Annotated in this window: 12 protein-coding genes; 4 read left to right on the forward strand and 8 right to left on the reverse strand. The window is 70.4% G+C overall.

The annotated features are described in order from the left end of the window. Positions 1-74: 74 nt before the first annotated feature. The 4 genes from rimM to VM685_RS07155 all read right to left on the reverse strand — a co-directional run bounded on the left by rimM (position 75) and on the right by VM685_RS07155 (position 3,206). On the reverse strand, positions 75-584 hold the full coding sequence (rimM, locus tag VM685_RS07140) for a ribosome maturation factor RimM (protein WP_325459429.1): 510 nt from the start codon (positions 582-584) through the stop codon (positions 75-77). Between the two features lie 103 nt (positions 585-687). After that, positions 688-1,245 (reverse strand): 30S ribosomal protein S16, encoded by a 558-nt coding sequence (gene rpsP, locus VM685_RS07145; RefSeq protein ID WP_325459430.1) that lies wholly within the window; start codon positions 1,243-1,245, stop codon positions 688-690. Positions 1,246-1,269: 24 nt separating this feature from the next. Beyond that, positions 1,270-2,772 carry a signal recognition particle protein gene (gene ffh, locus VM685_RS07150; RefSeq protein WP_325459431.1) on the reverse strand — a complete coding sequence of 501 codons (1,503 nt, stop codon included), beginning with the start codon at positions 2,770-2,772 and terminating at the stop codon, positions 1,270-1,272. Positions 2,773-2,930: 158 nt separating this feature from the next. Next, positions 2,931-3,206, reverse strand: coding sequence for a hypothetical protein (locus VM685_RS07155; RefSeq protein ID WP_325459432.1), 276 nt, complete (start codon positions 3,204-3,206; stop codon positions 2,931-2,933). A 264-nt stretch (positions 3,207-3,470) separates the two neighbouring features. On the opposite strand from VM685_RS07155, the gene VM685_RS07160 reads away from it, so the two are divergent. Continuing rightward, positions 3,471-4,022, forward strand: a complete 552-nt coding sequence (locus tag VM685_RS07160; RefSeq protein ID WP_325459433.1) for a methylated-DNA--[protein]-cysteine S-methyltransferase — start codon at positions 3,471-3,473, stop codon at positions 4,020-4,022. Here the strand turns inward: VM685_RS07160 and VM685_RS07165 are convergent. Together VM685_RS07165 and VM685_RS07170 are read right to left on the reverse strand one after the other, a co-directional pair. Next, positions 4,015-4,578, reverse strand: coding sequence for a hypothetical protein (locus VM685_RS07165; RefSeq protein WP_325459434.1), 564 nt, complete (start codon positions 4,576-4,578; stop codon positions 4,015-4,017). The two genes, VM685_RS07160 and VM685_RS07165, sit on opposite strands and share 8 nt — an antisense overlap. Before the next feature lie 43 nt (positions 4,579-4,621). Next, entirely contained in the window at positions 4,622-6,742 is a 2,121-nt protein-coding gene (locus VM685_RS07170; protein WP_325459435.1) for a M3 family metallopeptidase, read from the reverse strand. Positions 6,743-6,891: 149 nt separating this feature from the next. Here VM685_RS07170 and VM685_RS07175 point away from each other — a divergent pair, with 149 nt between their 5' ends. The 3 genes from VM685_RS07175 to VM685_RS07185 all read left to right on the forward strand — a co-directional run bounded on the left by VM685_RS07175 (position 6,892) and on the right by VM685_RS07185 (position 10,170). Then, the gene (locus VM685_RS07175) at positions 6,892-7,743 is read left to right on the forward strand and encodes a glutamate racemase (protein WP_325459436.1); all 852 of its coding nucleotides are present in this window, start codon (positions 6,892-6,894) and stop codon (positions 7,741-7,743) included. 192 nt (positions 7,744-7,935) lie between these two features. Further along, positions 7,936-8,847, forward strand: coding sequence for a hydrogen peroxide-inducible genes activator (locus VM685_RS07180; RefSeq protein ID WP_325459437.1), 912 nt, complete (start codon positions 7,936-7,938; stop codon positions 8,845-8,847). Positions 8,848-8,904: 57 nt separating this feature from the next. Further along, entirely contained in the window at positions 8,905-10,170 is a 1,266-nt protein-coding gene (locus VM685_RS07185) for a pentapeptide repeat-containing protein (protein ID WP_325459438.1), read from the forward strand. A gap of 2 nt (positions 10,171-10,172) precedes the next feature. Here VM685_RS07185 and VM685_RS07190 read toward each other — a convergent pair whose 3' ends face one another. Next, the gene (locus tag VM685_RS07190) at positions 10,173-11,048 is read right to left on the reverse strand and encodes a crotonase/enoyl-CoA hydratase family protein (protein ID WP_325459439.1); all 876 of its coding nucleotides are present in this window, start codon (positions 11,046-11,048) and stop codon (positions 10,173-10,175) included. Between the two features lie 56 nt (positions 11,049-11,104). Further along, the gene (locus VM685_RS07195; protein ID WP_325459440.1) at positions 11,105-11,536 is read right to left on the reverse strand and encodes a DUF488 domain-containing protein; all 432 of its coding nucleotides are present in this window, start codon (positions 11,534-11,536) and stop codon (positions 11,105-11,107) included. Between the last annotated feature and the right edge of the window lie 2 nt (positions 11,537-11,538).

The following is an 11,538-nucleotide window of genomic DNA, read 5'->3' on the forward strand; positions in this document are numbered from 1 at the left end:
GTCCGTCGTCGAGCGTGACAGCCCCACCCTGACCGCTGCGCGGTCTGTCCCTCCCCATCAAGGGAGGGACGAGGTCACTCCGTCTCCTCCGGCCGCACGCCGATCACCTTGCCCTCGGCGAGGCGGACTTCCGGCACCGCCTCGCGCGTGAACGGCAGCCACCAGCTCGCGCCCTCGGGCGGCTGGACCTCCAGGAGGTCGCCGGCGCCGAAGTCGTGGACGGTGCGGACCTTGCCCAGCACCTCGCCCTCAGGCGTCTCCACCGTCAGGCCGATGAGGTCGGTGACGTAGAACTCGTCCTCCTCCGGCTCGGGGAGGAGGTCGCGGGGGATGAACAGCTTCAGCCCGCGCAGGGCCACGGCCTGCTCTCGGGTCTCGATCTCGGCGGCGCGCACGATGACACCGCCCTTCTGGTCGGGCCGGCCGCCGGACAGGGTCAGGCCCGGCGAGCCGTCCTCGCGCAGCAGGCTGCGGTACTCGACGAGCGACATCGGGTCGGCGGTGAAGGCGGTGATGCGCACATCCCCCTTCACGCCGAACGCGCCCGCTACCCGGCCCACGAGGATGAGGTTGGCTCTGTCCATTGGCCGCGAACCCTGTGCCGCTCACCCCGGCGAAAGCCGGGGCCCAAGCTGAAACGCCGCTTGGGTTCCGGCTTTCGCCGGAATGAGCGGAGGATGGGTGTCCTTAGGACGCCTGCTCTTCGCCTTCGGCGGCGGGAGCCTCGGCGGCCGGGGCTTCCTCGGCGGCGGGGGCCTCTTCGGCCGGAGCGGCCTCGGCGGTCGCTTCCTCGGCGGCCGGAGCGGCCTCTTCAGCCGGAGCGGCTTCGGCGGCCGGAGCCTCTTCCACGGCGGGCTCTTCGGCCGGCGGCGGCGGGTTGGCGGCGGCTTCGGCCGCGGCGGCGGCGCGATCGGCTTCCTTCTGGGCCTTCTCCTCGGCGCGTTCCTTGGCCTTCTCGCCCGGGAGGCCCTTCTTCGGGTTGTTGCTGTTGGTCCAGGTCCCGATGCCCTGCTTGGCCAGCTCGCGCTGCACGCGGTCGGTCGGCTGGGCGCCCTTGGCCATCCATTCCTGGATGCGCTCGGCCTTCAGGACGACGCGGTTCGGGTCGTCCTTCTTCAGCAGCGGGTTGTAGGAGCCCACCTTCTCGATGAAGCGGCCGTCGCGGGGCGAGTGGCTGTCGGCGACGACGATCGAGTAGTAGGGGCGCTTCTTGGCGCCGCCACGGGCGAGACGGATTTTCAGCATTGTCTAGGTCCTTGGTCTTTCAGTCTATTTCTTGAAGGGATTGAAGCCGGGCGGCAGGCCGCCGCCCAGGCCGGGAAGTCTCGGAGCGCCGGGGCCGCCCAGCTTGGCGGCCATCTCCTCCATCTGTTCGGGGGTCGGCGCCTTGCCGCCGCCGAGCGCCTTGAGGCGGTCCATGCCGCCGCCGCCGCCGAGCATCTGGGCCATCTGGGCGAAGCCCTTGCCGCCGCCCTTGCTCATCATCTTGAAGGCGTCGGCCATCTGGCGGTGCTGCTTCAGGAGCCGGTTGACCTCGGCCACGTCGACGCCCGCGCCGGCGGCGATGCGGCGCTTGCGCGACGCCTGCAGGATGTCGGGCTTCTTCCGCTCGGCCTTGGTCATCGACGACAGGATGGCGACCTGGCGGTCGAACACCTTGTCGCTGATTCCGCTCTCGGCGATCTGCTTCTTGACCTTCTGGACGCCCGGCAGGAGGCCCATCAGCCCCTCCATGCCGCCCATCTTCTTCATCTGGGCGAGCTGGTCGGCCATCATGTCGAGGTCGAACTGGCCCTTGGCCAGCTTGCGGGCCATGGCCTCGGCCTTGGCCTGGTCGATGTCCTGGGCGGCCTTCTCGACGAGGGCGACGACGTCGCCCTGGCCGAGGATCCGGCCTGCCACGCGCCGGGCGTCGAAGGCGTCCAGGCCCTCGATCTTCTCCGAGACGCCGAGGAACTTGATCGGCAGGCCGGTGACCGCGCGCATCGACAGCGCCGCCCCGCCGCGGCCGTCGCCGTCGGCCCGGGTCAGCACCAGGCCGGTCAGCGGCAGGCGCTCGTGGAAGGCCTTGGCGGTGCGCACCGCGTCCTGGCCGGTCAGGCTGTCGGCGACCAGCAGGGTCTCGGACGGCGAGCTGATGCGGGCGATCTCGGCCGCCTCGCTCATCATCGCCTCGTCCAGGGTCGTTCGGCCGGCGGTGTCGAGGATCAGGACGTCGTAGCCCTGCAGCCGGGCCGAGCTCATCGCCCGCTTGGCGATGTCGGGCGCCGCCTGGCCGGCGACGATCGGCAGGCTGTCGACCCCGGCCTGCTTGGCCAGCATCGCCAGCTGCTCCATGGCGGCCGGGCGGCGGGTGTCGAGGGAGGCGACGAGGACCTTCTTGCGGTCCTTGGCCAGGCGCAGCGCGAGCTTGCCGGCGGTGGTCGTCTTGCCCGAGCCCTGCAGGCCGGCCATCAGGATCACGGTCGGCGGGTTCAGCGAGAGGTTCAGCCCCTCGGGCTCGCCCTCGCCGCCCAGCATCTCGACGAGGCCGTCGTAGGTGATCTTGACCACCTGGTCGGCCGGCCGCACCGAGCGGATGACGGCCTCGCCGGTCGCCCGCTCCTTGGCCTTGGCGATGAAGTCGCGCACGACCGGCAGCGCGACGTCGGCCTCCAGCAGCGCGATGCGGACCTCGCGCAGCGCCTCGTCCACGTCCTTCTCGGACAGCACGCCCTTGCCGCCGAGGCGGTCGAAGACGGTGGACAGCCGATCTGTAAGTGCGTCGAACAAAACCTACTCCTGTGGCCCAAACGCGATCGACCCCCGTGGACGATTGCGTCGACGGGGGGCCTCGCCGCCCTCGTCCCATATGGTGATGGGGGTCGTGGCGGTGGAGGGCGCTGATCGAGATCAGGCCGGAAGGGCGCGCTTATGCGCTCAAGGGACGGTCAGGTCAAGAAATCGGCTGCGGAGGTGATGAGGGCGTAGGCGGCCGCGAGGGCGACGGCGATCAGATTGAGGCGGTTCGCCCTCGCCTCGTGTGCTCGGGCTTCCGGCGAGAAGCGAAGATCGTCCGTCTTCAATCCGAGGAAGACGCGCCAGTATCCCACCTTCCCGGTGAGCTCATTCAGGAGGGCGCGTCGAGCGAACATGGTGCGAAATACGTAGATGACGGCCGCTCCGAGGAGCAGCATTTGAATAGCGCCGACGAAGGTGTGGAGCATCCTCGAGATGCCTTCCCGCCCTTGAAGCTCATGGTCAGATGCGAGCCTGCGGGGTCCGGCGTGTCAAGGACGCGCCTCCGGCGCGCCGCGCCGCGGCCGGCCTGCGGCCGGTCCTTGAGACGCCGGGCCCCGCAGGCAGACTGGCCGCCATGAGTTTCAGGCCGCAGACCGCCGCCACATCTTCCCGTGTCACCTCCTGGGCGACCGCTCATGCGTGTCCGAAAGCCGCCAGCGGGGCGCGGCGAACGGCGCTATCTTGACGCCATGACCCGCTACGCCCTCTTCGAGACCGCCATCGGCTGGGCCGGCGTCGCCTGGAACGACGCGGGCCTCGTCGCCTGCCACCTGCCGGAGCCGGAGGCGGAGACCGCGCGCGCCGGCTTCCTGCGCCGCTTCCCCGGGGCGGTCGAGGCCGCGCCGCCCGAGCGCCTCGCGCCGACCCTCGCCGGCATCCAGGCCCTGATGCGCGGCGAGAAGGCGGACCTGTCCGACGCCCCGCTCGACCTCTCCCGCACGCCGGACTTCAACGCCCGGGTCTACGAAATCGCGCGCGCCATCCCGCCCGGCGAGACCCTGACCTACGGCGAAATCGCGGTGAGGCTCGGCGACAAGCTGCTGGCCCAGCAGGTCGGCCAGGCGCTCGGCGCGAACCCCTGGCCGATCGTCGTGCCCTGTCACCGGGTGACGGCGGCGGGCGGCAGGCTCGGCGGCTTCTCGGCCCGCGGCGGCGCCCAGACGAAGCTGAGGCTGCTCGCCATCGAGGGCGCGCCGATTGCGGTCGTTGGGGCCGCCGCCCAGGGCGATCTCTTCAGCTAGGCAGGCCACGCCCGAGGAACTGGCCCACGTAGACGACGCAGAGCCCGGCGAGCACCGCGGTGTGGACCCAGCGATTGCGCACAAAGACCATCGTAAGCGCCAGCGGCCCGAGCAGCAGGACAAGGGAGAGCGGCGAGAGCCTCGCGTGGGCGATCTGCATCTGCGCCCAGACGCTGACCCCGTTCATCAGCAGCCAGTGGCCGACGAAGAGGGTCCAGAAGCGGCGGCGCACCGCCTCGTAGTGAGCGGCGAGATCGACCTCGCCGGCCTCGTCCGGCAGGGCCGCGGCCGCCATCAGGAACAGCAGCACCGTGGCGACGAGCACGCCCAGGAACATCTCGAAGGTGAAGCCGCCCGCCATGGAGGCGGCGGCCCGCCAGCTCCACCACTGGGTCACGATCTTGAGGAAGGCCACCATGGCGGCCAGCGGCGCGAGCCAGTCCCATTTCACGCGGCCGCCCGCCGCCAGCAGGCGGTGAAGGCTTGTCGCAAGGTCGGTGACCGCCAGCCCCAGCACGACCGAGGCAAGGATCAGCAGGTATTCGAACGACTCCATGCCACGCCCCCCGACGTCATGGTCGGGGGACGATGGCGCCGTCTCAGGTCGTCGGGAAGCCCTTGTCGCGCAGGTAGGCCTTCACGTCCGGGTCGCGGCCCCGGAAGGCGCGGTAGCCCTCGCGCGGGTCGATGGAGTTGCCGACGCTCATCACCGTGTCGTGCAGCCGCTTGGCGACGGCCTTGTCGTAGAGCCCGCCCGGCGCCTCGCGGAACGCCTCGACGGCGTCGAGCGCCATCACCTCCGACCACAGGTAGGAGTAGTAGCCGGCCGAATAGCCGTCGGACGAGAAGATGTGGCCGAACTGCGGGGTCCGGTGGCGCATGGGCAGCTCGGCCGGCATGCCGAGCTTCGTGAGCTCCTCGCGCTCGAAGGCGTCCGGGTCGATGTCGGCGTCGCCGGCCAGGTGCAGCTTCATGTCGATCAGCGCCGAGGCCAGGTACTCGGTCACGTCGAAGCCCTGCCGGAAGGTCGAGGCCTTCTCGATCTTGGCGACCAGTTCGGCCGGGATCGGCTTGCCGGTCTGATAGTGCAGGGCGAAGCGGTTCAGCACCTGCGGCGTCCGCAGCCAGTGCTCGTTGATCTGCGAGGGGAACTCCACGTAGTCGCGGAACACCCGCGTGCCCGACAGCGACGGGTAGGTGACCTTGGAGTTCAGGCCGTGCAGGGCGTGGCCGAACTCGTGGAACATGGTCTCCGCGTCGTCCCAGGAGATCAGCACCGGCTCGCCCGGCGCGCCCTTCACGAAGTTGGAGTTGTTGGAGACGATCGTCGTGACCTTGCCGTCGAAGGTCTCCTGGCTGCGGTAGGCGTTCATCCAGGCGCCGGAGCGCTTGCCGGCCCGGGCATAGGGGTCGAAGTACCAGAGGCCGACGTGCTCGGGCCCGCGCTTCACCTCCCAGACGCGCACGTCGGGATGCTGCACGGGCACGTTGGTCACGGGGACGAACTCGAAGCCGTAGAGCTGGCCGGCGGCCCAGAACATGCCCTCGCGCAGTTTCTCGAGCTGCATGTACGGCTTGGCCTCGTTCATATCGAGGTCGTAGCGGGCCTTGCGCACCTTCTCGGCGTAGAAGCGGTAGTCCCAGGGCGCGATCCTGATCTTCGCGCCTTCCTTGTCCGCGATGGCCTGCATCTCGGCCACCTCTTCGCGGACCCGGGCGATGGCCGAGGGCCACACCCGCAGCATCAGCTCCATGGCGGCCTCCGGCTTGTCGGCCATGGAGTTGTTGGCGAGGCGCCAGTGGGCGTGGGTCGGGAAGCCGAACAGCTTCGCCCGCTCGGACCGCAGCTTCAGGATTTTCTTGATGACGGCGTTGTTGTCCCAGGCATCGCCGTTGTCGCCGCGGCTGTAGAAGTTCTTCCAGACCTGCTCGCGCAGGTCGCGGCGCGCCGAATAGGTCAGGAACGGATCCACCGACGAGCGGGTGTTGACGATGACGTACTCGCCCGGCCGGTTCTTGCCGTTGGCGGCCGCGGCCATGGCGGCGCGCACGTCATCGGGCAGGCCGTCGAGGTCGGTCGCCTTCAGGTAGATGTCCCGCTCGGTCTCGTCGTGCAGCAGGTTCTGGCTGAAGGTCGTGAAGTGGCCGGCCAGCTCCTCGTTGATCTGGGCCACGCGGGCCTTGGCGGCGCTGTCCAGCTTCGCGCCATTGCGCACGAAGGTGTTCCAGCGCAGCACCGACAGCCGCTTCTGCTCCGGCGTCAGGTTCAGGTGGTCGCGGTGCTCGTGGACCGCGTCGATGCGGCGGAACAGCTTCTCGTTCTGCAGGATGCGGTCGGAGTGCGCCGAGAGCTTGGGCTCGATCTCCTTCTCGATGGCCCGCACCTCGGGCGTCGAAAGCGTGCCGCCCCAGATCGAATAGATGATCTCCGCCCGCTCCAGCGCCTCGCCCGAGCGCTCCATGGCCGCCAGCGTGTTCTCGAAGGTGGCCGGCGCCGTGGCGTTGGCGATCGCCTCCACGTCGCGCAGCTCGAGCGCCATGCCGGTCTCCAGCGCCGGCTTGAAGTCGGCGACCTTCACCTTGTCGAACGGCGGGACGCCGCCGTAGGGGCCGGTCCACGGGGCCAGCAGCGGGTTGGTCGCCTGGGCCTGCGCGGCGGCCGGAAGCAAGGACGTGGCGGCCAGGGCCGAGGAAGCGGCAAGGAACGTGCGCCGGCGCATGAGGTCTCCAGACGAAAATGCGAAAAGCTGCGGGACCTTAGGCACGTCCGTCCTGAACGTCACATGACAGGGCGGTAATGTTACGCCTGCATCGAAAACCCACCGGCCCGCCCCTAGCCGACCTCGGCGACGCCCGCTAACACCAGCGGATGGCCATCGGCGTGTTCGACTCCGGCGTGGGCGGGCTGACCGTCCACCACAAGCTCGTCGAGCGGTTCCCAACCGCCGACTTCGTCTATCTCGCCGACCAGGCGAACGCCCCCTACGGCGGCAAGACCGGGGAGGAGATCGTCGCCCTGACGAGGGCCGGCTGCGAGCGGCTGTTCGAGGAGGGCTGCAACCTCGTCGTCCTGGCCTGCAACACGGCCGCCAGCGTGGCGCTGCGGCGCCTGCAGCAGACCTGGCTGCCGGGCTACCGCAAGCAGATCGGCCGGCCGGTCAACGTGCTGGGCATCGTGGTGCCCACCATCGAGGCCGCGACGGGCCTGCCATGGGAGCACGAGGCCGAGCGGCGCGGCGAGAAGGTTGAGAAGCTCGACATCCTGGGCGTCTTCTCCACGCCCGCCACCGCCGGCAGCCGGGTCTATGAGATCGAAGTCGACAAGCGCCGGCAGGACGTCGCCGTCTTCTCCGAGCCCTGTCCGGAGCTCGCCCGGATGATCGAGCAGGGCGCCAGCCGAGAAGAGCTGAAGGCGGTGATCGAACGCCACGTCCAGGCGCTGAAGACCCGCATCGGCCGCTGGCCTGACCGGGCGATCCTCGGCTGCACCCACTACGAGATCGTCGCCGACCTGTTCCGCGAGGCCCTGCCGCCGGGCACGCCGCTGATCCACCAGCCGGACGCCACCGCCGACGCCCTCGCCCGCTACTTCGAGCGGCACCCGGAAATCGATCCCGGCCAGAGCTCGGTCCGCCGGTTCCTCACCACCGGCCAGCCTGGCGCGCAGCACAGCCTCGTGGAGACCTTCTGGGGCGGTCCCCTGAGCTTCGAGCAGGCCTGAGGAAGGGATCCGGGAGGAGCGGCAAGGGGGGAGGAGCGCTCCTCCCGGACCGCTGAAGGCCTCGGTCGGGGCCACCTTCAGCGCGTCGCTGGAGCGATCGTGGGTCACACCTACGGCTCCACCTGACCACAGGCAAATCGATTGCTTTTGGAATTGAAATAGAGACTATCTATCGGCTTCCGGAGGACGCCGATGCTGCCGACCCTGCGCCAGCTGCAGTACCTGAAGCTGCTCGCCGAGAACGGCAGCTTCGGCCGCGCCGCCGAGGCGGCCCACGTCACCCAGCCGACGCTCTCGGCGGGCATCCAGGAACTCGAGCGCACGCTCGGCGCCAACGTCGTGGACCGCGCCCGCTCGGGCGTGATCCTGACCTCGGTCGGCGAGGAGGCGCTGCGCCGGGCCACGGTGATCCTCAACGAGGCCGAGGAGCTGGTGGAGGCCGCCAAGAACGCCGGCCAGCCGCTCACCGGCCGTTTCCGGCTGGGCGTGATCCCGACCATCGCGCCCTTCCTGCTGCCCAAGGCCCTGCCGGCGCTGCGGGACCGCTTCCCGAAGCTGCGGCTGTTCCTGCGCGAGGACCTGACACACCGGCTGATCGCGCTCCTGAAGGCCGGTCAGCTCGACGCCGCCCTCATCGCCCTGCCCTACGACATGAGCGGGCTGCAGTGGGCCCACGTCGCCGACGACACCCTGCTGGCCGCCATGCCGGCCAACCATCCGCTGGCCCGGCAGACGTCGGTGACCCCCGAGGCGCTGGAGCACGAGGGGCTGATCCTGCTGGAGGACGGTCACTGCCTGCGCGAACACGCGCTCTCCGCCTGCGGCCTGAAGCCGCCGAAGGCGAGCGACGAGGAGACCTTCGCGGCCACGTCGCTGCCGACGCTGGTGCAGATGGTGGGCTCCGGCCTCGGCGTGACCTTCCTGCCGAAGATGGCGGTGAGCGCCGGCCTCGCCGAAGCCGCACCCGTGGCGGTCCGGCCGATCGACGCGGACCATCCCAGCCGCGAGATCGTGATCGCCTGGCGCGCCGGCTCCAACCGCGCGGTCGAGGGCCGGCTGCTGGCGGAGGTCCTGAGGGACGTCCAGCCGGCGGGAAAGGCTTAACGCCGCAACCGTTCCTTAAGCGGCGCGGCGCACGGTGGCGGGGCAAGCAAGGTCGCCATGTCCACCCAGGCTGTCCCCCATCATGTGGCGCTCGACGCCAATGCGCTGCGCGAGGCCGTGGAGGCGCACCAGCGCTACCTGGCCGGGCGTTCCGGCGGGCGCAGGCTGTCGCTGACCTACGCGGACCTGTCCAACTGCTCCCTGGAGGGTCTCGACCTGCGCGAGGCTGATCTCGCCGGCGCCAAGCTCGAGGGCGCGATGCTCGCCCGCACCAATCTCTCGCGGGCCATCCTGTTCGGAGCCGACCTGCGCGAGGCCGACCTGCGGCGGGCGAACCTGCGGCGCGCCGACCTGCGCGGCGCCTGCCTGCGGGGGGCGAACCTGGCCAGCGCCGACCTCGCCGGCTGCGACCTGCGCGAGGGCCGTATCGCCCTGCAGGACAAGCTCGACGGCTTCCGCGTGCTGCGCCACGAGCACCGGCCGGGCGAGCTGAACTACGCCGTCCTCACCGGCGCCAACCTCGCCGGGGCCCAGATGGCCGGCGCGATCGCCATGGCCGTGGACTTCACCGACGCCAGCCTGGCCGGCGCCGTGCTGTCGGGCGCGCGCCTGCACCGGGCGGTGCTGGACGGGGCGGACCTCTCCGGCGCCGACCTCGGCGGCGCGGACCTCACCGGAGCCTCCATGAAGCGCGCCGTGCTGGCCGGGGTGAACCTGGAGCACGCCCGCCTCGACGACGCCGACCTGACCGACGTGCTGCGCGCGCCCGCGCCGCTCGCCTATGTGGACGACCGGCCGCTCGACGAAATCCTCGCCGAGCACGAAGCCTATTGCGAAACCGACGGCGCTCGGGGCCGGGTGGTCAGCCTGCCCGAGGTGGACTTCCGCCCGCTCCGCAGCCTGCGGGGCCGCAAGCTCACCGCGCTGGTGGCGCCCCGCTCGATCCTGTTCGGCCTGGACATGCAGGGGGTGGAGCTGCAGGGCGCCGACCTCTCGGGCTGCGACCTGCGCGGGGTGAACCTGCAGGGCGCGGACCTGCGCGGGGCCAAGCTCACCGACGCCCAGCTCGCCCGCGCCGACCTGCGCGGCGCGCGGATGGGTCCGCTGATGATCGCCGAGGGGCGCTATGTGCGCACCGACTTCACCCGCGCCTCGCTGCACAACACCGACTTCCGCGGCGCGTCTGCGCCGCGCGCGCGCTTCCTCGACGCCGACGTCAGCCAGGCCCGCATGGCCGGCTGCGACCTCACGGCCGCCGAGTTCGACGCCGCTGACCGCGAAAAGCTGGCCTGGATCGCGCCACAGGCCGCAGCCGCCAGCTAGGGTCACATCTCGTGGCGCAGCGGCGCGAGGTCGGGGAAATCCGCCTCGCGCTTCTCGGCCTTGGCCTTGAACGCCTCGGCCATGTGCGGGCCGGAGAACATCGAGGTCTGCCAGACGGCGATATAGTCGAGCGCGTCCTTGATGGAGTGATCGCGGGCGTAGTTGATCATCACCTTGGAGCCGGTGACGGCGAGCGGCGCCTTGGAGGCGATCTCGCGGGCGGTGGCCAGGGCATGGGCCACCACCTCCTCGTGGGTGTCGAACACCTCGTTGACCAGGCCGATCTCGCGGGCCCGGAGCGCCGGCAGCCTACGGCCCGTATAGGCGAGCTCGCGGACCCACCCCTCGGGGATCAGCTTGCAGAGCCTGGGGAAGGTGCCGACGTCGGCGGTCATGCCGATGTTGATCTCCTGGATCACGAAGAAGGCGTCGCTGGTGCAGTAGCGGATGTCGCAGGCGCTGGTCATGTCCACCGCCCCGCCGACGCAGCCGCCCTGGATGGCGGCGATCACCGGCATGCGGGCCTCGTCCAGGCAGGAGAAGCTGTCCTGCAGCAGCTTCACGTGGAAGCGCATGGCCTCGGCGTTGACGTAGCGGTCGTCCGAGGCCGCCGACGAGGTGGAGCCGCCGCCGCCGAACACCGCCAGGTCCATGCCGGCGCAGAAGTGCTTGCCGGTGGAGGAGATGACGATGCAGCGAGCGCGCGCATTGTCGTTGATGTCGCGCACGATGGCCGGCAGCTCGTTCCAGAACGCCCGGACCATGGTGTTCATCGCCTCCGGCCGCTTCAGCCGGATGTGGGCGACGTGGCCCTCGATGACGACGTCGAAACAGGTCCAGGCCTGGGCCGTGCAGTCGAACTGGGCTGGGGCGTTCATGGCGGTCTCCTCCCGAAGGCCGGCATCATCGTCCCCTTACGCGAGGGACGCCAAGCTCAGAGGTTCTCGATCTCGCAGCCAAGGGCCTCGCAGATGCGGTCGGCGACGATGGCCCGGTGGCAGCCGCGATGGTCGGCCTCGTAGCAGAGCAAGGCGGCCTTCTTCTCCCGCGCGATCTCCGTGGCCTTGGCGAGCTCCAGCTGGGCGCCGGGCTCGGCAAGGTGGCCCTCGAAGATCGCCCGCATCTCGGCAATGTGGCCCTTGCGCGCGGCGTCCCGGCCCGGCTTGGGGGTGCCGAGCTGGCGGAGATGCACGTAGTCGATGCCGGCGTCCTTCAGGCTTGCCGCCAGCAGGGTCTTGGAGAAGCCCGCCCGGCGCGAGGCCGCCACCGCGCGGACGTCGATCAGCACTTCGACCCCCGCCTGCTTCAGCCGGTCGATCACGGCGCCTTGCGTCTCGCTCTCGTAGCCGATGGTCGCGAGCTTCATGT

The organism is Phenylobacterium sp., from assembly GCF_035539035.1.
Taxonomy (GTDB): Bacteria; Pseudomonadota; Alphaproteobacteria; order Caulobacterales; family Caulobacteraceae; genus Phenylobacterium.

Bases quoted from the DNA above. Each gene is read 5' to 3' on its own strand.
- VM685_RS07175 (WP_325459436.1), top strand. From the start codon at position 6,892: ATGGCCATCGGCGTGTTCGACTCCGGCGTGGGCGGGCTGACCGTCCAC.
- VM685_RS07180 (WP_325459437.1), top strand. From the start codon at position 7,936: ATGCTGCCGACCCTGCGCCAGCTGCAGTACCTGAAGCTGCTCGCCGAG.
- rpsP (WP_325459430.1), bottom strand. From the start codon at position 1,245: ATGCTGAAAATCCGTCTCGCCCGTGGCGGCGCCAAGAAGCGCCCCTAC.
- VM685_RS07160 (WP_325459433.1), top strand. From the start codon at position 3,471: ATGACCCGCTACGCCCTCTTCGAGACCGCCATCGGCTGGGCCGGCGTC.
- VM685_RS07155 (WP_325459432.1), bottom strand. From the start codon at position 3,206: ATGCTCCACACCTTCGTCGGCGCTATTCAAATGCTGCTCCTCGGAGCG.
- VM685_RS07195 (WP_325459440.1), bottom strand. From the start codon at position 11,536: ATGAAGCTCGCGACCATCGGCTACGAGAGCGAGACGCAAGGCGCCGTG.
- VM685_RS07185 (WP_325459438.1), top strand. From the start codon at position 8,905: ATGTCCACCCAGGCTGTCCCCCATCATGTGGCGCTCGACGCCAATGCG.
- VM685_RS07170 (WP_325459435.1), bottom strand. From the start codon at position 6,742: ATGCGCCGGCGCACGTTCCTTGCCGCTTCCTCGGCCCTGGCCGCCACG.
- VM685_RS07190 (WP_325459439.1), bottom strand. From the start codon at position 11,048: ATGAACGCCCCAGCCCAGTTCGACTGCACGGCCCAGGCCTGGACCTGT.
- VM685_RS07165 (WP_325459434.1), bottom strand. From the start codon at position 4,578: ATGGAGTCGTTCGAATACCTGCTGATCCTTGCCTCGGTCGTGCTGGGG.
- rimM (WP_325459429.1), bottom strand. From the start codon at position 584: ATGGACAGAGCCAACCTCATCCTCGTGGGCCGGGTAGCGGGCGCGTTC.